Origin of the sequence: Promicromonospora sp. NPDC023987, from assembly GCF_040639055.1 — a bacterium.
In the GTDB taxonomy this organism is placed as follows: Bacteria; Actinomycetota; Actinomycetes; order Actinomycetales; family Cellulomonadaceae; genus Promicromonospora.
Map to the genome: position 1 here is coordinate 102809 of NZ_JBEZZF010000005.1, position 15842 is coordinate 118650.

The 15842-nt window shown below is 70.8% G+C and carries 21 protein-coding genes; 6 read left to right on the forward strand and 15 right to left on the reverse strand.

Annotated elements, in window-relative coordinates:
• Positions 1 to 37 precede the first annotated feature (37 nt).
• The 9 genes from AB0F40_RS04360 to AB0F40_RS04400 all read right to left on the reverse strand — a co-directional run bounded on the left by AB0F40_RS04360 (position 38) and on the right by AB0F40_RS04400 (position 6433).
• Positions 38 to 373, reverse strand: coding sequence for a hypothetical protein (locus AB0F40_RS04360; RefSeq protein WP_357464579.1), 336 nt, complete (start codon positions 371 to 373; stop codon positions 38 to 40).
• A 30-nt stretch (positions 374 to 403) separates the two neighbouring features.
• Entirely contained in the window at positions 404 to 634 is a 231-nt protein-coding gene (locus AB0F40_RS04365) for a hypothetical protein (protein ID WP_357464581.1), read from the reverse strand.
• A 198-nt stretch (positions 635 to 832) separates the two neighbouring features.
• Positions 833 to 1243, reverse strand: coding sequence for a hypothetical protein (locus AB0F40_RS04370; RefSeq protein WP_357464583.1), 411 nt, complete (start codon positions 1241 to 1243; stop codon positions 833 to 835).
• Positions 1244 to 1361: 118 nt separating this feature from the next.
• Positions 1362 to 1763, reverse strand: coding sequence for a hypothetical protein (locus tag AB0F40_RS04375; RefSeq protein ID WP_357464585.1), 402 nt, complete (start codon positions 1761 to 1763; stop codon positions 1362 to 1364).
• Positions 1764 to 1829: 66 nt separating this feature from the next.
• Positions 1830 to 2288 carry a plasmid pRiA4b ORF-3 family protein gene (locus AB0F40_RS04380; RefSeq protein ID WP_357464693.1) on the reverse strand — a complete coding sequence of 153 codons (459 nt, stop codon included), beginning with the start codon at positions 2286 to 2288 and terminating at the stop codon, positions 1830 to 1832.
• On the reverse strand, positions 2213 to 2686 hold the full coding sequence (locus AB0F40_RS04385; RefSeq protein ID WP_357464587.1) for a GNAT family N-acetyltransferase: 474 nt from the start codon (positions 2684 to 2686) through the stop codon (positions 2213 to 2215). The genes AB0F40_RS04380 and AB0F40_RS04385 overlap by 76 nt, the downstream gene beginning before the upstream one ends.
• Before the next feature lie 118 nt (positions 2687 to 2804).
• Positions 2805 to 4019 carry a sulfotransferase gene (locus AB0F40_RS04390; protein WP_357464589.1) on the reverse strand — a complete coding sequence of 405 codons (1215 nt, stop codon included), beginning with the start codon at positions 4017 to 4019 and terminating at the stop codon, positions 2805 to 2807.
• A 48-nt stretch (positions 4020 to 4067) separates the two neighbouring features.
• Positions 4068 to 5378 carry a hypothetical protein gene (locus AB0F40_RS04395; RefSeq protein WP_357464591.1) on the reverse strand — a complete coding sequence of 437 codons (1311 nt, stop codon included), beginning with the start codon at positions 5376 to 5378 and terminating at the stop codon, positions 4068 to 4070.
• Positions 5379 to 5572: 194 nt separating this feature from the next.
• Entirely contained in the window at positions 5573 to 6433 is an 861-nt protein-coding gene (locus tag AB0F40_RS04400; protein ID WP_357464593.1) for an SDR family NAD(P)-dependent oxidoreductase, read from the reverse strand.
• A gap of 77 nt (positions 6434 to 6510) precedes the next feature.
• Here AB0F40_RS04400 and AB0F40_RS04405 point away from each other — a divergent pair, with 77 nt between their 5' ends.
• Complete coding sequence (locus AB0F40_RS04405) at positions 6511 to 7182, forward strand: TetR family transcriptional regulator (RefSeq protein ID WP_357464595.1); 672 nt, start codon at positions 6511 to 6513, stop codon at positions 7180 to 7182.
• Here AB0F40_RS04405 and AB0F40_RS04410 read toward each other — a convergent pair.
• Together AB0F40_RS04410 and AB0F40_RS04415 are read right to left on the reverse strand one after the other, a co-directional pair.
• On the reverse strand, positions 7100 to 7972 hold the full coding sequence (locus tag AB0F40_RS04410) for a cytochrome c biogenesis protein CcdA (protein ID WP_357464597.1): 873 nt from the start codon (positions 7970 to 7972) through the stop codon (positions 7100 to 7102). The genes AB0F40_RS04405 and AB0F40_RS04410 overlap by 83 nt on opposite strands.
• Before the next feature lie 5 nt (positions 7973 to 7977).
• A complete protein-coding gene (locus tag AB0F40_RS04415) occupies positions 7978 to 8718 on the reverse strand; it encodes a DsbA family protein (RefSeq protein WP_357464599.1) in 741 nt (246 codons plus the stop codon).
• 89 nt (positions 8719 to 8807) lie between these two features.
• Here AB0F40_RS04415 and AB0F40_RS04420 point away from each other — a divergent pair, with 89 nt between their 5' ends.
• Genes AB0F40_RS04420 through AB0F40_RS04430 form a run of 3 tightly spaced genes read left to right on the forward strand, consistent with a single transcriptional unit; the run spans position 8808 to position 10239 of the window.
• Complete coding sequence (locus AB0F40_RS04420) at positions 8808 to 8960, forward strand: hypothetical protein (RefSeq protein ID WP_357464601.1); 153 nt, start codon at positions 8808 to 8810, stop codon at positions 8958 to 8960.
• The gene (locus tag AB0F40_RS04425; protein WP_357464603.1) at positions 8957 to 9343 is read left to right on the forward strand and encodes a BlaI/MecI/CopY family transcriptional regulator; all 387 of its coding nucleotides are present in this window, start codon (positions 8957 to 8959) and stop codon (positions 9341 to 9343) included. Before AB0F40_RS04420 ends, AB0F40_RS04425 begins: the two co-directional genes overlap by 4 nt.
• Positions 9340 to 10239 carry a M56 family metallopeptidase gene (locus tag AB0F40_RS04430; RefSeq protein WP_357464605.1) on the forward strand — a complete coding sequence of 300 codons (900 nt, stop codon included), beginning with the start codon at positions 9340 to 9342 and terminating at the stop codon, positions 10237 to 10239. Before AB0F40_RS04425 ends, AB0F40_RS04430 begins: the two co-directional genes overlap by 4 nt.
• Positions 10240 to 10344: 105 nt before the next feature.
• Here AB0F40_RS04430 and lnt read toward each other — a convergent pair whose 3' ends face one another.
• Complete coding sequence (lnt, locus tag AB0F40_RS04435) at positions 10345 to 12030, reverse strand: apolipoprotein N-acyltransferase (RefSeq protein ID WP_357464607.1); 1686 nt, start codon at positions 12028 to 12030, stop codon at positions 10345 to 10347.
• Between the two features lie 218 nt (positions 12031 to 12248).
• On the opposite strand from lnt, the gene AB0F40_RS04440 reads away from it, so the two are divergent.
• A complete protein-coding gene (locus tag AB0F40_RS04440; RefSeq protein WP_357464609.1) occupies positions 12249 to 12824 on the forward strand; it encodes a hypothetical protein in 576 nt (191 codons plus the stop codon).
• A gap of 9 nt (positions 12825 to 12833) precedes the next feature.
• On the opposite strand, the gene AB0F40_RS04445 is transcribed toward AB0F40_RS04440, so the two are convergent.
• From AB0F40_RS04445 to AB0F40_RS04455, 3 genes are read right to left on the reverse strand one after another with little or no spacing between them, the layout of a single operon-like run.
• A complete protein-coding gene (locus AB0F40_RS04445; RefSeq protein WP_357464611.1) occupies positions 12834 to 13118 on the reverse strand; it encodes a metal-sensitive transcriptional regulator in 285 nt (94 codons plus the stop codon).
• Positions 13111 to 14799, reverse strand: coding sequence for an FAD-dependent oxidoreductase (locus tag AB0F40_RS04450; protein ID WP_357464613.1), 1689 nt, complete (start codon positions 14797 to 14799; stop codon positions 13111 to 13113). Before AB0F40_RS04450 ends, AB0F40_RS04445 begins: the two co-directional genes overlap by 8 nt.
• Positions 14796 to 14918, reverse strand: coding sequence for a hypothetical protein (locus AB0F40_RS04455; RefSeq protein ID WP_357464615.1), 123 nt, complete (start codon positions 14916 to 14918; stop codon positions 14796 to 14798). The genes AB0F40_RS04450 and AB0F40_RS04455 overlap by 4 nt, the downstream gene beginning before the upstream one ends.
• A gap of 126 nt (positions 14919 to 15044) precedes the next feature.
• Here AB0F40_RS04455 and AB0F40_RS04460 point away from each other — a divergent pair, with 126 nt between their 5' ends.
• Positions 15045 to 15794, forward strand: coding sequence for an MBL fold metallo-hydrolase (locus AB0F40_RS04460; RefSeq protein ID WP_357464617.1), 750 nt, complete (start codon positions 15045 to 15047; stop codon positions 15792 to 15794).
• Positions 15795 to 15842: the final 48 nt, after the last annotated feature.

Consider the following 15842-nt stretch of genomic DNA (forward strand, 5'->3'; position numbering starts at 1 on the left):
GGTCAAGGCATCGAGGCGACTTCGCCCTGAGTTGGCACTACGCCGGGCGCGAGTCACCGGCGAGCGCCCTGCGGGCCAGCGCACTCGCCACCGCGCTCATCTGGCTGCGGTGCCGCCCGCGGGGAGACCCGCGCCCGCCGGTCGTCTCGTCGACGTTGATGATCCGCCGGGCGAACACGTCCAGGACGAACGCGACGCAGACGAACCCGACCCAGGTCCGGACGTAGGTAAAGTCGATAACCCACACAGGGTTCGGTGCTGGGGCCGTGAAATCGCGGCCCAGCAGGTCACCAGCACGTTTCCCGTCCGCGCTCGAGAAGGTGGTGCGCAGCTCCCTCGCCCGGACGACACCCTTGAGAGCGAGGGCCTGCATACCCCTACTGCGCGACCCTCGCTCCGCATCTCATCGATGAACGCGCCGATCAACAGTTCGGGGGTCGAAATCCCCCGCGAAGAGAATGGAGGCCTTCAGCGGGATCTCGTTGTTCTCCCGCAACCGCTTGACCTCGGCTTTCAAGCGTCTGACGTCGGCGGACTCCTCGCTCGTGACGCCGGGCCGAGTTCCGTCGTCGACATCGGCCTGAGCCAGCCAACGCCGCACCGGCTCCTTCGAGACGCCTTCCTGGCGGGCCATCGCTGTCGCTGCTGCGGTCAGGTGGGGTACTCCCGCTGGCGCTCGCATGAGTCGTACACACCTCGCACGCGGCTGGGATCGATCTTCTCGGCAGGCTGCTCATCTTCTCGGACTCAAACAGCAGCGGCATCAAATCCGGGCCGGTTCACAGGTAAAGACAGTTGAGAAGTGCAATGCCTGCGCTGCGTAGCCTGGGTCTCATTGCTCTCCTTTGAACGTGAACGGGACTGCCTTGCCGTCGACTACGACGGCCGCTACCTCGATCGCGGCACGCCCGGTCGGAAGCTCGATGACCTGACTCGTCGGCTCGTAGTTCGCCGAGCACTCGGTGTTCTCGCTCGGTGCGGTCTGTATCTCGAGTGCCAATTCGCCACTCCAGGCGACCGACGTGGGATAACGCATGCAGCCGGGGCTACCCCAGGCAGTGAAGGTAAGACGCGCCGGCTCGACCCCACCGTCGATGACCGCGTGAGTTTCTCCCTGCGGCGGTGGCCGCATGGGGACTTCCTCGGCTGGAAAGCTCTCGACGACGATCGAGTCCGGACTTACCTCGGGCGAACCTTCACCCGTGCCTGCGCAGCCCGCGAGTACGAGCAGAATGAGTGTCACCCGCCATCGTCGAACCATGTCGAGGTACCCCCTGGATGACGCGACTGGTTGCCCTAGGAGCCTGGCAGACGGTCACTACGAGCTCAACAAAATGTCCTGAATATCCGGGGTGAAGGCACTACGCGAAGCGCGAGTCACCGGCGAGCGCCCGGCGGCCAGCGCACTCGCCACCGCGCTGATCTGGCTGCGGTGCCGCCCGCGGGGAGAACCCCGCCCGCCGGTGCAGTGCGATGGTCTCCACCGGCAGGTCCGTGCCGGAGCTGACGGTGGCATAGGCGAGGACGGGCAGGTCGGCATCGACGGCGAACGTGTCCGACGTGACCCTCGGCGGGGCGATCCTGGCTGCGAGGTGCGTGAACAGCGCGGCCGGTTTGCCGTCGACCGCCGCGCCGGCTCTGGTCAGCAGCAGGCGGCCCTTGGCCTTGCGCAGCAGGCCGAACTTCTTGACCGCGGTCGCCCGGAACTCCGCAACGGGCCAGGTCAGGTCCCCGCGGTTCGCGAGCCCGCGCCAGTCCCCCATTCGTGGCAGGAGGGGTCGCGATCTTGGTCACGTGCGCGGGCGGGAGGTAGCCGGCCTTCGTCAGCGCTATCCCGCCGGTCGTCGACGCGGTCTCGCGGACGAGCCACAGCCAGGGCCGCAGCCCTGCGACCAGGTCGTCGTCCGACGGTGTCCAGGGCTCGGCGGGCAGCGCGGCCGGTCGGGCGGCGAGATCGCGGGCTTCCGGGGTGCCGGAGAGGAAGTTGAGCAGTTCCAGCAACCTGGGATGGAACCCGCGCGCAGGGAGACCTGCCAGTTGTCGCCGTAGTCGTAGACATACGCGACCTCGTCCCCTGGGTCGCCGAGAACCTCGTCGAGACGGACGTCCTGCTCGGGAGAGTCCGTCCACCCGAACGCGGCCTGGAGAACCTGGCGCACGGTGTCGAGCGTGAGATCCGACCGGAGCTCGAGCCTCCGCCAGATCGGCGGGCTCAGCCGAGCCGACGGGTGAAGAACCTCGCCATCGGGTGGCCGGCAAAGGGCCCGAAGCCGTCGAAGAGCTGGTATCCCTCGCGCTCGTAGAACCGGATCGCGTCGGGCTGCTCGGTACCGGTCGAGAGCACTACCGAGTCAGCACCACGCTGCCGGGCGTGGTCCTCCAGCGCGCGCAAGATGCCCGTGGCGGCACCGGTGCCCCGCGCCTCCGGATCCACGTACATCCGCTTGATCTCGGCCGTGCCGTCGTCCTGCAGGCGCAGAGCGCCGCAGCCGATCGCGCCACCCTGCTGGTCGCGGGCGACCAGGAACACGCTGACGGTCTCCGCCGTCGGCTTGTCGGTCTCCTGGTCCGGCATGCCGTAGCGGGCGGCGAGCTCGGCCTGCATGGCATCGCGCAGCAGAACACCGTCCGCACTGTCCCACGGCTCTTCCGCGACGGTCGTTGTGGTAGCCCTTGGATTGGTCACGTCCGCAACCGTACTGGTGCGCGGAAAGGTTCAGAAGTACCGACTGCAGCCTTCCGCTGAAAACTACAGAAACGGAACAACTCCGACACAGACCGTGACCGCGGCCCGGCTGCTCGAGTCACAGCTCCACGGCCGGCTCCGCGTCACGCAGGTCGAGCCGGTCCAGCAGGCGGTTGTACGACGCGAACGTCCTCTCGACCTCGGCCGGGTCCAGGTAGCTGGACACGTCGTACCGGTGGGAGGGGGTGCCCTTCGGCTTGGCGATCACTTCGGCCAGGCGCTCCTCGTCGCCGGCGCTCCAGTTGGCACCGATCGCCGAGTACAGCCGGGGAACCTCCGTGAACGGGTCGGCACTGAGCCGGTGGTAGGGCACGTCCACGATCGAGGACGGCGGCAGCTGCCTGCGCAGCTCCAGGCCACGCTCGACCTGGGCGACCAGATGCTCCAGGGCGAACCGCCCGATCACCTCTCGGTCGGTGTCGTGCTGGTACATCCCCCAGAAGGTCTCCACGAGGCTGCAGAACGAACCGATGACCGTGACGGGGTCGCGGTGGGTCCACACGAACGTGGCGTCCGGGAACACCTTCTTGATGGTGTCCATGTCCTGCAGGTGCGCCGGGTACTTCAAGAACCATCGCTTGGGTGCCCGCCCGTGCTGCAGCACTTGAAGCCCCAGCTTCAGGTACTCGTAGTCGCCCGTCACGTCGCGCTCCGCCGCCCAGGCGCTGTAGGACGGCATAAGACCGTGCAGGATCGGCCAGTGGCTCCCGTGCGGCAGGAGGAACATCGACTCCTCCGGCCGGTCGATGCTGATCGGGTGGATGTGCGGGATGTCAGGCGCGAACCGTTCCATCATCGAGGCACTCTGCTCCAGCTGCTTGATCAGCTTCTGAGCCGCCTGCGGATCCGCCAGGCCGGTCTTCTGCATCTCCCACAGCAGCGGGGCCCGGTGGTCCGGCGAGGCCGACAGGACCCGGTGTGCCAGGGTCGTCGCGGTGCGCGGCAGCCCGCACACGATCACGGGCGCGGTGATCGGCTCGTCCGCGACCTCCGGGTGCTCGGACAGCACACGGTCGACCCGCAACCGGTTGGCGTACCTTCCCTTGACGTCGCTCATGATGAGGAACCAGCCCAGCGGCGACAGCCGGGGAATCTCGGCCGCCGCCTCGACGACCATGCCGAGGTCGTCGGCGAACTGCCGGTCGGCGGCGCCGGCCTCCTTCTCGACCTGCGCGACCGCCTTGGCCCAGGACCGGGCAGGGTCCTGATGCCCTCTGACGACGGGGGCAAGCACGGTGTTCAGCACACGCGTCGTGCGGGGGGTGCGGCTCACAAGGTTCTCCTGGGTTGTCATCGAAGTAGTACTGCGGTCACGGCAAGGTCAGCCGCCCGCGCCGGTGGGACGGAAGGTCACCGGCAGCGACCGGGGACGGCGGAAACGCACGTCGGGGACCCAGCGGATCTCCTCGACGCCCGTCGCCAGGACGGGTTCCACCTGGCGAAGCAGCATCTCGACCGCCGTCCGGACGATCAGGCGGGCCTGCCCCGGTGCGGGGCACCTGTGCGACCCCGCACCCCACGCCAGATGGGCCCGGTTGCCGAGCCCGTCCCAGGTGCCCTTACCACGGATCCTCGGGTCCGAGGCGGCCGCCCCGACGGCCAGGAGGACAGCGTCCCCGCGCTCGACGTACGCGGTCTCGCCGAACAGGTGGCCGTCCTTGACGGCGAACCGCGGAGCCAGGACCGTCACCGGCGACGCGTTCCACAGGACCTCGTCCAGCGCCTCGTCGGTACCGAGCCTCCCGCCGGCCAGCCGCCTGAGGAACCCTTCGTCGCTCAGGGCGAGAAGCAGCGCCTGTCCCAGCCACGCCTGCAGGCCGCGGCTCGCGCCGGTCACCAGGGAGAGCATGCCGAGCACCGCCTCGTCGGCGCCCTCATAGGCCGGATGCTGCGCCAGCAGGCCGGCCGGTGTGGGGCCGCCGCTCGCATCGCGGCCCAGCACCTGCCCACCGAGCAGGAAGCTCAGCTCATCGATGCTCGTGGCGTCCCCGTGCCCGGCCGCGAGGGCGTCGGCGAGCTCGAACACCTGGCGGCCGGTCGCGGGATCCAGTCCGAGGACGGCGCCGAAGACGAGATGAGTCACCGGCGCCACGTACTCGCGCATCAGGTCGACCTCGTGCGCGGGGTCGTTCCGGGCCGGATCACCCCAACGCACGACGATCTCGTCGCACACCGCTCGCGTGACCCGGGCGACCTCGGCCCCGTCGACCAGAGCGAGCACCTCGTCCAGCGGGAGGCGCAGCCGAGCATGCACGGGCCCGGAGACCGTCTCCACCGTCTGTCCGGCCCAGGGCCGGAACAACGACCGCAGGGGCGCGGGCAACGACCGCCCCGGCCCGCCGTTCCAGGCGTCCGTCTCGGTCGTGACCATGCCGGACTCGCGGGCGAGCATGACGATGGTCTGATACCCGGTCACCAGCCAGGCGCGCGCGCCGGACCCCAGGTCGACCGGAGCGACGTCACCCCAGCGTCGCCGGAGCCCGGACCAGGCGGCGTCGACGTCGCGTGCCGCGAGCACCTCGTCCAGGAGCGGGAGCTGCGCGGGGTCGTGCAGGCGCATCGGCGACCGACCGGACCCCGACCCGGCGAACGCCAGGCCGGGGTCTGCCGCAGGCGCAGTCGAGTTGGTCATCGTTCTCTTCCATGATCAGCTCGGCCAGGACTTCTGACACGGAAGTGACGATAGCGACAAATGCCGCGTATTGGTGCACTTTTCACCACGTCGGTGGCACCGCCCGGCACTTGTCCGCTTCGAGAATGCGATCGCGCATGGTCCAGCGCCTCGGAGCGTGCCTGATCGCATTCTCGAAGCGGACCGACCACGGCTCAGCTGCGGGCCTGCAACCGGCCCGCGAGCAGTTCCTCGGAGCGCTCCCACAGCCTCCGGGCGAGATCGGCGTCCAGGGCCTGTGGGTTGCGAGGGGTGGTGGCCTCGCGCTTGTAGTAATAGGAGCCCGACTGCCAGTCCGTGCCCGGGGTTCCCTCTGCGAGCCAGACGATCTGGTCGGCGCCCTGCTCCGGCGTGGTCAGCAGCAACCGCCCGAGGCCCGGGAGGTGGCCGAGACGCCGCACGATACGCATCACCGGGCTGGTCGTGTCGGACGCGAAGTTCGTCGCGACGTTTCCCGGATAGAAGGACGCCGCCGAGAGGCCGTTGGCCTGGTAGCGCCGGTGCAGCTCCGTCGTGAAGAGGATGTTCTCCAGCTTCGCCGCCCCGTAGGCGTGCACCGGGTCGTAGTCGCGGTCGTGATCGAGGTCGTCCAGGTGGATCTCCTTCGTGAACCGCACGGTGCTGGAGGTCTGCAGCACCGAAGCCCGCGACGCGATGAGCGTATCCAGGAGCAGCCGCGTGAGCAGGAACGGCGCGAGGTGGTTGACCTGGAAAGTCTTCTCGAAGCCGTCCACCGTCTTGGACCGCGTACCGAACACCCCGCCGGCATTGTTGGCGAGCACGTCGATCCGCGGGTAGGCGGTGCTGAGCTCCCCAGCGAGGCGCTCGACGTCGTCGAGGCGGGTGAAGTCCGCGACGTAGCTGTCGGCCTTGAGCTCGTCGGCGACGGCGCGAGTCTTCTCCACCGATCGGCCCACGACGACGACGGTGTGGCCAGCCCCGTGCAGCCGCCGCGCGGCCGCCGCCCCGATGCCGTCGCTCGCGCCTGTAATGACGATCACCTTGTTGTCGCTCATGAGCTCTCCGTTCTCTGCGACACTGAATTCCTAACATGAGACACAGTACCAGTAGTGGCGGGTAGTACCATTGAGCCATGAGTCCCCATCAGGCTGTGCGCGGCGTGCGAGCGCGAGCACGTCAGGCCATGCGCGCCGAGGTTGCGGCGACCGTCCAGGACCTGGTCCTCGAGCGCGGCTACGAGGAGACGACCGTGGACGACATCTGCGCGACCGCCGAGATCTCACGCAGTACGTTCTTTCGATACTTCCCCTCGAAGGAGGACGCCCTCTTCGGCGAGACGGCCGACGCCGGCGAGCATCTGCAGCACGCCCTCACCGCCCGGCCGCCGAGCGAGTCACCATGGGTCGCCATGCGACGCGCTCTCGACGCGCTGATCGAGCAGTACGAGGGCCACGACGAGCGCACCCGGCGGCTCACTCGTCTGATCGTGGGCACGCCTGCGCTGGCCGCCCGGCACCGGGAGAAGAACGCGCACTGGCAGGAGCTGCTCCGGCCGGAGATCGCACGGCGCATCGGCGCCGATCCGGCCGACGACTCCGACCCGCGTACGCACGCCGTGATCGCTGCGGCTCTGGGATGCGTCGAGGCGGCGCTGACCGCATGGACCGCCAGCACTCAGCCGCAGCCGCTCTCGACGATCCTGGACCGCGCCATGGGAGCGGTCACGGAGCCTCCTGGCCAGACGTCTCGCCATGAGCGGTCGCCTGGCCCTGCCCCCTCCGTCGACGGACGAACCACACGGTGATGATCGCGGCGGCGACGGCAAGGACCGCGAGAATGTCCAGGACGGGATCGGCCAAGAGGGTCGAGCGTTCCTGGAGCCAGGCCTGAGCGTCGACGGGGAGCAGCTCCGGTGCGCCGACCAGTCCGTTGGTGGTCCAGAACAGCACGCCGACACAGAGGACCAGCAGCCCGGTGAGCACGGAAGTCGTGTGCAGCTCGCGCCCGAGGACCGTGCAGACCCGTCCCCGCAGGGCGCTCCGGCCTCGTGGGCCGAGCCGTCCCCACAGCGCGGCGATCACCAGCAGCGGCGCGACCATCCCGGCCCCGTAGACGGCGAGCAGCCCGCCGGCGGCGACGGCGTCACCCCGCGCGGCGGCGACCGTCAGGACGGCGCCAAGGATCGGGCCCGCACAGAACCCGGCGACGCCGCTGGCAGCACCGAGCAGCAGGGTCTTGACCCAGCCGGTCGCGACGTGGGCACGCGTCTGGAGGGTCGAGACGCCCGGAAGCAGGCGGGCCGGGTCGAACCCGTACCCGAGCATCTGCGTCACACCCAGCACCACGAGAAGCACTGATGCGGCCAGCACGATCTCCTGGCGACGGGCGGCGAAGAGCCCTCCGACCGCACCTACCCCGACACCCAGGGGCACGAGCACGAGCAGCAACCCGAGGTAGAAGACGGCGCCATGGGCGACCAGGCGCGGGCCCGCGCCGACGGTAGAGGCGAAGAAGGCCGGCATCAGCAGCGCCGCACAGGGGCTCAGCAGCGCAAGGATCCCGCCGACGAAGGCGCTGAGCAGCCCGATGTCCATGCCGGTCACTCCGCCGCGGCGAGCGCTTGCTCGAAGGCGTCGACGAACACCTGCGAGGGCTGTGCGCCGACCAACGGCTCCCCGCCCATGAGGAACACCGGCGTGGAGAAGGCACCCATGTCCAGGCCGAGCTGCGCGTTCCGGTCGATCTGCGTGGCCGCGGCCGAGGACTCCAGGTCGGTGCCGAACTGCTCGAGGTCCAGACCGAGCTCGCCCGCCAGGGCAGTCAGCGCCACGACGCTCAGCTCTGCCTCAGCGCGCTTCTCCCCGCCCGAAAAGAGCGCGTCGTGGTACTCCCAGAACTTCCCCTGCAGCGCGGCGGCATAGGACGCACGAGCCGCGCGCTCTGAAGCCGGCCCGAAGACGTTCACGTCGCGCCACTCGATCCGCAGGTCGCCGGTCTCGACGTGCTCCATCATCAGCGGCAGCGTCTCGTGGCTCCAGCGGGCGCAGAACGGGCACTGGTAGTCGGAGAAGACGATGAGCGTCACCGGCGCGTCGACCGGTCCCGCCGCGAGGGGGTCGTCGGGATCCCGACGCTCGGCGGAGGTGAGGTCGGGCTGGTCCGACTGCTGGGGTTCCTCGATCACCGCAGGCGCGTCCCCGGCGGGCGCCGGCTCCCCTGCCGCCTCCGGGCCGGTCCGCGTCAGCGCGACGACCAGAGCGACGAGCAGGGCCGCGACACCGGCAACCGCGACGGGCGTCACCCAGCCTCGCCTCGTCCGGCGGTGGGTCCTCGTAGACATGAGACGTCCCTCTCGTTCGTGTGGTGGGCGGCCCTACTATGGCACATAGTCGACTATGCCTAATAGTCGATCCCGTGCATGATGGAGGCATGACGTCCTCCCCCGGCCCGCTGTCGTCGTGGCCGCAGACCGCGGCGCCGGCCGCCAACGGCCCGACGGCCCGACGCCGGACGCCGGCGAACGCCGGAGCGGCCGGCTCGGCATGGCCGGTCCCAGCTCGTGAGAAGGAGACAGTTCATTGAACGGAAGCAGCAGGCCGGTGGAGCCGCCACGGCTCGGCGCGCTCGAGTCGCAGGTCATGGATGTGCTGTGGGACCAGGGGCCGGCCACGATCCGCGGCATCATCAATCAGCTCCCCGGCGACCTCGCCTACACGACGATCGCCACGGTGCTGACCAACCTCGACCGCAAGCAGCTGGTCTCCGCCCGCAAAGAGCATCACTCGACGCTGTACACGGCCCGGGCCGGGCGCGAGGAGCACGTCGCCGCGCTGATGCGGCACGCGCTGGGGACGAGCCGGGACCGGGCCGCGTCGATCCTGCACTTCGTCGACACGATCCCGAGCTCCGACCTCGATCTGCTGCGCGACTACCTGCGGCAGCGCGAGAGCGGGGACGCCTCGTGACCGTGGGAGCCCTCGTCGTGCTGCTGGTCACCGCCCTGGCGGCGTCGGCTGCGGCCGGACCGTGGGTGCTGCGGCACGCGGCGCCCGCCCTGGTCCGCGCCCCTCGCACCGCGGTGGTGCTGCTCGCCGGAAGCGTCCTGGGCTGGCTGTGCACAGCGCTGGCGCTCGGGCCGCTGCTGGCCTGGACGATGTCCGGCCCGTCGCTCCTGCCCGACGGCGCCGCGGAGACCTGTCAGCGGTGCCTCGACGCGGCCAACCCGTTCCCGACGACGCCGCTCGACAGCGCCGTGCCCGTCGTCCTCCTGCTGGCCCTGCCCGCACTCGGGACCGTGGCCCTCGGCGTCACGATCACCGTCGAGGCGCTGCGGCGACGCCGCGCCACCGCGCGCACCGGGCAGCTCCTGCGCGACCAGGCCCGGCCTCGGACGATCCTCGGCCACCCGGTGCTCGTCGTCGACGACCCGCGCCCCTTCGCCATGACCCTCCCCCGCCGCCATGGCGGCATCTCCCTCTCCACGGGGGCCCTGGACGCCCTGGCTCCGGACGAGCTGGCCGCGGTGCTCGCGCACGAGCACGCGCACCTGCGTCAGCACCACCACCTCATCACCACGGCGATGGCCAGCATCTCGCGGTACCTCCGGTGGGTTCCGCTCATCGCGGCCTCGGAGGCCGCGCTCGGGCACTACCTCGAGATCGCCGCGGACGATGCAGCACGCAGACGTGCGGGGACCCCCGCCCTGGCCGGCGCCCTGCTGGCCCTCGGAGAGAGCACAGCCACGCCACCCCGACGGACGTGGTCACGGAAGGCGCCCTCCACATGCTCGGACCCGACCGCATCCGCCACCTCGTACAGCCCTGCCCCGGCACAGCGGGGGTGCTTCCCGCCCTTGCCGTGACGTCCTACGTGGCCGTCCTCACACTCCTGGCCGCCGCCGTGCATCTGCCCTACCTCATCACCGCGCTCACCGGGTGCGCATGACCGGCACGACGCACGGCAGCCGTCACCTGGAGCCTGACGACGACCGTCGGACGCGGACCGTCACGACGGCCAGGACGGCCAGGCTCAGGACGGTCCCCCACAGGAGGATCCCCTGGATCCAGGGGCCGAGGGCGACCCCTGCGGTGAGGCCGTCGCGGAGCTCGACCTCCTCGATCATGAGCCCCGCCTCGTCGCTCGCGAGCTCCTGGACCGTGCTCCCGTCGGGCGCGAAGATCTGGCTGGTGCCAGTCGTGGACACGTTGACGACGCTGCGCCCGGTCTCGATCGCACGCATGCGTGCGATGGCGACCTGCTGCAGGTTCTCGTCGGTGCCACGGAAGTCGGCGTTGTTCGTCTGGAACATGAACACCTGCGCGCCGTCGCGCATCCCCTCCTCGATGACGTCGTCGAAGGCCACGTCGAAGCAGATCGCCAGCCCCACCTTCGCCTGGCCCAGGTCGAAGACCGGCGAGTCGTCACCGGGGGTGTACTCGCGCTGGAGGAGGCCCACGAGACCGGGCACGATCGCCCCGTACACCTCGCGGTCCGGCACGTACTCACCGAAGGGGACGGGGTGCCGCTTCGCATGCGTCGCCTCCGCGCCGTCCTCCGTCCAGAGGAACGAGGTGTTGTAGAAGAGGTCTTCGACACCGGACGCGGCGTTGACGAGGATCGGAGCCCCGTAGGAGGCCGCGGCCGCGCTCAGGATCCGTGCGGTGCGTGGTTCGGCGGCAGGGTCGCTGTCGACGCCGCCTTCCGGCCACAGCACCACGTCCACCGGCTCGCTCTCCAGGGGCGCCGAGGCCGCCAGCTGGGAGTCCAGCACCTCGTGCGCCGCGCGCTCGTCCGCGTAGGCGGCGGGCCCGTTGCCCTGCACGGCGCCGACCCGGATCGTACCGGCATCGTCGGTCGGGAACTGGGGCACGAGCACCATGACCACGGCGAGCAGGCCCACGGGGATCGCCCGCGACAGACCGCCGCCCGGTCGCGGACGAGCACTGTCGTCCGCGCCCCGCGACGCCCGCTCGAGAGCGGCCCACCGGACGACCTCGACGGCCCCGGCGCACACGACGACCATCAGGAACCCGAGCCCGGAGACGCCCAGCCAGGACGCGACGGGCGCGACCGGACTCTCCGACTGGCTCATCCCCAGCCGCCCCCAGGGAAAGCCGCCGTAGGGCCAGGAGCCCAGGACGAGCTCCCGCGCCATCCATGCCCCGGCCACCAGCACCGGGAGCACCACGAGGCGCGTGGTGCGGGTGTCACGCCACCGCGGCAGCCACCGGTAGGCGAGCACGACGAGGGGCGAGAGGGCCGCGAGGACGAGGGTCTCGGCGGACGCCAGCGCCACCCACGGCACCCAGCCGAGGGGGTTGTCGCCGAGGAACTGTGCCGCCCAGGACAGGTGGGGGAAGTAGAACGCCGCACCGAAGACCGCACCGACGAGCACTCCGCCCCACACGGCCCGCCCGATGAGAGAGACCAGCGCCAGCACGACGGCCACGAACGCGAGCGGCCACCAGCCGAGCGCGGGGAACGACGCGTCGAGCGCGACCCCGCCGACCGCTGCCGCGACGAGCGCCGCAGGCAACGGCACGAGCGGGCGTTCGCTGTCCTCCGCGCCGCGGGCCGTCGGGTCGGGCCGTCGTCGCAGGAGCCCGACGGCGGCCTCGGCGGGCCGGGTCGCGGGGCCGGGGGTCCGCCTCAACGGCTCGCTCCGTCCGGGTCCGGGTGGTGTCCGATCGTCGCGAGGAGGGCGCGTCGGCCGTCTCCGAGCATTGCGGCTCCGTTGCTGGTCGGTGAGTACGTTGTGCACCCCTGATCTTGCCGTCTTCACGGCGCCAGTGGAAAACGCCGCCCTCGAGCAGCTCGACCATGGCACAAGTCGACTATGCGCCATAGTAGATGCGAGGGCATGATGAGGCCATGGCGCTCATCCCTTCGGCTCCGATGCCGCACAGACGGCACGCGCGCAGCACCCGGCACAGTCGGGGAGAGGCCGTCGTCGGCTTCCTCGGCGGGCTGCTGGTCGCCGCGGGCGGTGCCCTCACCCTGGGCAACGTCCTCGCCCCCCAGACGGTCGAGCGGGCCTACGGAACCGTGAAGACCACCACCGACGCGGTGATCGACACCACCCGCGAACGCGTCACCGGTGAGATCCCGACGGTGCGGCTGGGTGTCTCCGGCGGCATACCAGAGCTCGACCGGTGCGACGGCACGTTCACCGAGATGACGTCCTACGAGCACGACGACGTGCCGGCGGTGTGGGCCGCCCACAACACCTGCGGTGGCGACTCCGTCCTGCCGTGGGAGACCGGACAACGGCTCCGCGTCGAAGGCAGCGACCAGGTCTACGAGGTCGTCGACGTCCGCCACACCTCGAAGGTCTGGTCCACCACCGACGACCTCGTCGGGCTCGACGGCGACCTCGCGCTCCAGACCTGCCACTACGGCGAGGACCGGATGAAGTTCATCGGCCTGCGGCCCGTCCCGGCACGGTGAGCCGGCCCGTCAGGCCAGGGTGAGGAAGACCTTCTCGAGCTCCTCGGCGGTCATGCCCGCGCGATTCTTGGTGACGTCGGGCTCCGCGACGCAGTCCTCCATGGCGGTGGCGACGATCAGGAATCCGGCACGCCTCAGGGCGTGGGTGACGGCGGCGAGCTGGGTCACCACGTCCCGGCACGGCGCTTCCGACTCGACGGACGCGATGACGGCGTCCAGCTGCCCACGGGCGCGGCGGAGCCGGTTGAGGATGCGACGCTGAGCTTCCGCGTCGATGCTGCTCCGGTCAGACATGCTGCGGCTCGTTCATCGCCAGGACGTCGGCGGCTCGTTCCGCAAGGACCGCCCGGAGAGTGAGCATCCCGCCCGAGAGCGATGCGGAGTCGAAGCCCTCCTGGGTCAGCACCCGGTGGGCGATCGCCGAACGGACACCTGAGGCGCACATCACTCGCACCGGGCGGCCGGCCGCAGCCGCCCGGACCTCGTCGAGGCGTCCGCGCAGCTCGGTGTGCGGGACGTGGAGCGCCTCCGGGAGCATGCCCGTGGCAACCTCCGCGTCGGTCCGCACGTCCAGGACGAGCGCACTCGACCGGACGGCTTCGAGATCGCGGGCGTCCCAGAGCGCCAGGGTCCCGTCGAGGACGTTGGCACCGAGCATCCCGGTCAGGTTGATGGCGTCCTTCGCCTGCCCGTACGGCGGGGAGTACGCCAGGTCGAGATCGATCAGGTCCGCCACGGTCATCCCTGTGCGGATCGCGGTCGCGAGCACGTCGATGCGCTTGTCGACGCCGTCCGCACCGACAGCCTGCGCACCGAGCAGCAGCCCGTCGTCGGCACCGATGTGCACGCTCAGATGGATCTGCGCGGCGCCGGGGAAGTACCCGGCGTGCTGGTTCGGGTGCAGGTGCAGCGTCCGGTACCCGACGCCGGACGCGTCCAGAGCTGCGCGGTTCGCCCCGGTCATCGCCGCCGTCAGCCCGCCCACCCGGACGACCGCCGTACCCGACGGGCGCGGGATCGGACGCGCGGTCCGCGGGCGCAGGATGTGGTCGGCGACCAACCGACCGGCACGGTTCGCCGGCCCTGCGAGGGCTACCGGACGACGGATGCCGGTCACCGGATCGGTGCTGACCGTCGCGTCCCCGACCGCCCACACGTCGGGCAGCGAGGTACGGCCGTGCTCGTCGACGACGATCCCGCCCCGCTCGCACGCGACCCCGGCGCGTTCGAACACCTCCGTGTCCGGTCGCACACCCACGGCCAGGACGACGACGTCTGCCTGCAGCCGGACCCCGTCGGACAGCAGCACCGTGTCGCTGCCGGTGCCGGGAACGATCTCCATGGCGGCGGTACCGGCCTGCACGGTGATGCCGAGCCGGCGCAGCTCCTCGTCCACCGGCCACGCCTGCTCGCTGTCCAAGGCCGGAAGGACGTGCGGGGCCAGCTCGACCACAGTGGTCTCCAGGCCCTGCTGGGCCAGAGCCTCAGCGGCCTCGATACCGATGAAACCCGCGCCGAGCACGACCGCCCGGCGCGCGCCGGCGCTCGTCCGCTCCCGCAGAGCGACGGCGTCCGGCACCGTGCGCAGCAGGTGCACTCGCGGCGAGTCCAGGCCCGGGATCGAAGGGCGCAACGCCTGTGCCCCCGGGGACAGGACCAGCGCGTCGTAGGCAAGGTGGCTCTCCCCCGCCTCCGTCCGCACCGTGAGCTCCTTCGCGGCGGCGTCCAGGCCGACCACGTCGTGGCCCGTACGAACATCGAGATTCAGCGCGGCCCTGAGCTTCTCCGGCGTCTGGACCAGGAGCGATTCCTGCTCGGAGATCTCTCCGCCCACGTAGTAGGGCAGTCCGCAACCCGCGAACGAGACGTGGTCCCCCCGTTCCAGCAGGATGATCTCTGCCCGCTCGTCCAGCCGGCGCGCGCGGGCCGCAGCGCTCATCCCCCCGGCGACACCGCCGACGACGACGATCCTCACTGCTGACCGTCCTGGGCGCGGACCTGCTCGGCCACTTCTGCCCAGAAGTCCAGCAGCACGATCCCGTCACCGGCGACCGTCTGTTCCAGATTGTCCTTCGTGATCTCTTGTGTAGCCATGACCCGACCGTATACCCCCGGGGGTATAAGCGTCTGTGATGTCCCGCGCGGAGTGTCGAGCGCGGCGCTTCGGGGCTACGGTCGCAAGAGGGCCAGACCAGAGCGGACGGCGCAGGAGGTCGCACGATGCTGAGCGAGGTCGCCGACCGGGTGCACCGGATCGAGCACGCCTACGTCAACGTCTACCTCGTCACGGACGACGACGGTCAGGTGCTCGTGGTCGACACCGGGCTGCCCGCCACCTGGGACCTGCTGGGCCAGGCGCTCCGTGACCTCGGGCGGCGCCCTTCGGACGTCGCAGCGGTCGTGCTGACCCACGCCCACTTCGACCACACCGGCTCGGCCGCCGCGCTCCAGTCGCGCCTGGGCGTGCCGATCTGGCTGCACGAGCAGGACTCCACGATCGCCGCCCACCCGTACCGCTACGCCCACGAGAACGTGCGGGCGATGTACCCGGTGCGGTACCCGGCGTCGCTGCGCATCCTCGCTGCGATGGTCTCCGCCGGAGCGTTGCGGGTGCGCGGGGTCCAGGGGCTGCGTCACGTCGAGCCCGGTGAGACGCTCCCCGTTCCCGGCTCCCCCCATGTGATCTTCACGCCGGGTCACACCTTCGGGCACTGCGCCCTGCACCTGCCCGAGCGCGACGTCCTGCTCACCGGGGACGCGCTCGTCACGCTCGATCCGTACACCGGCAGACGCGGCCCGCAGATCATCGCCGGTGCCGCCACGGCCGACAGCTCCCAGGCGCTCGTCTCGCTCGACCGCCTGGTCCCGTACGACTCGGGCGGCACGACGCTGCTGCCAGGACATGGCGAGCCGTGGACCGGTGGCGTGGGGGCCGCCGTCGAACGAGCCCGCGCGGTGGGCGCCCACTGAGCGCTGCGACGTCCGTGCCGTGGTACCCGGCCCGGCGACCGCACTGGC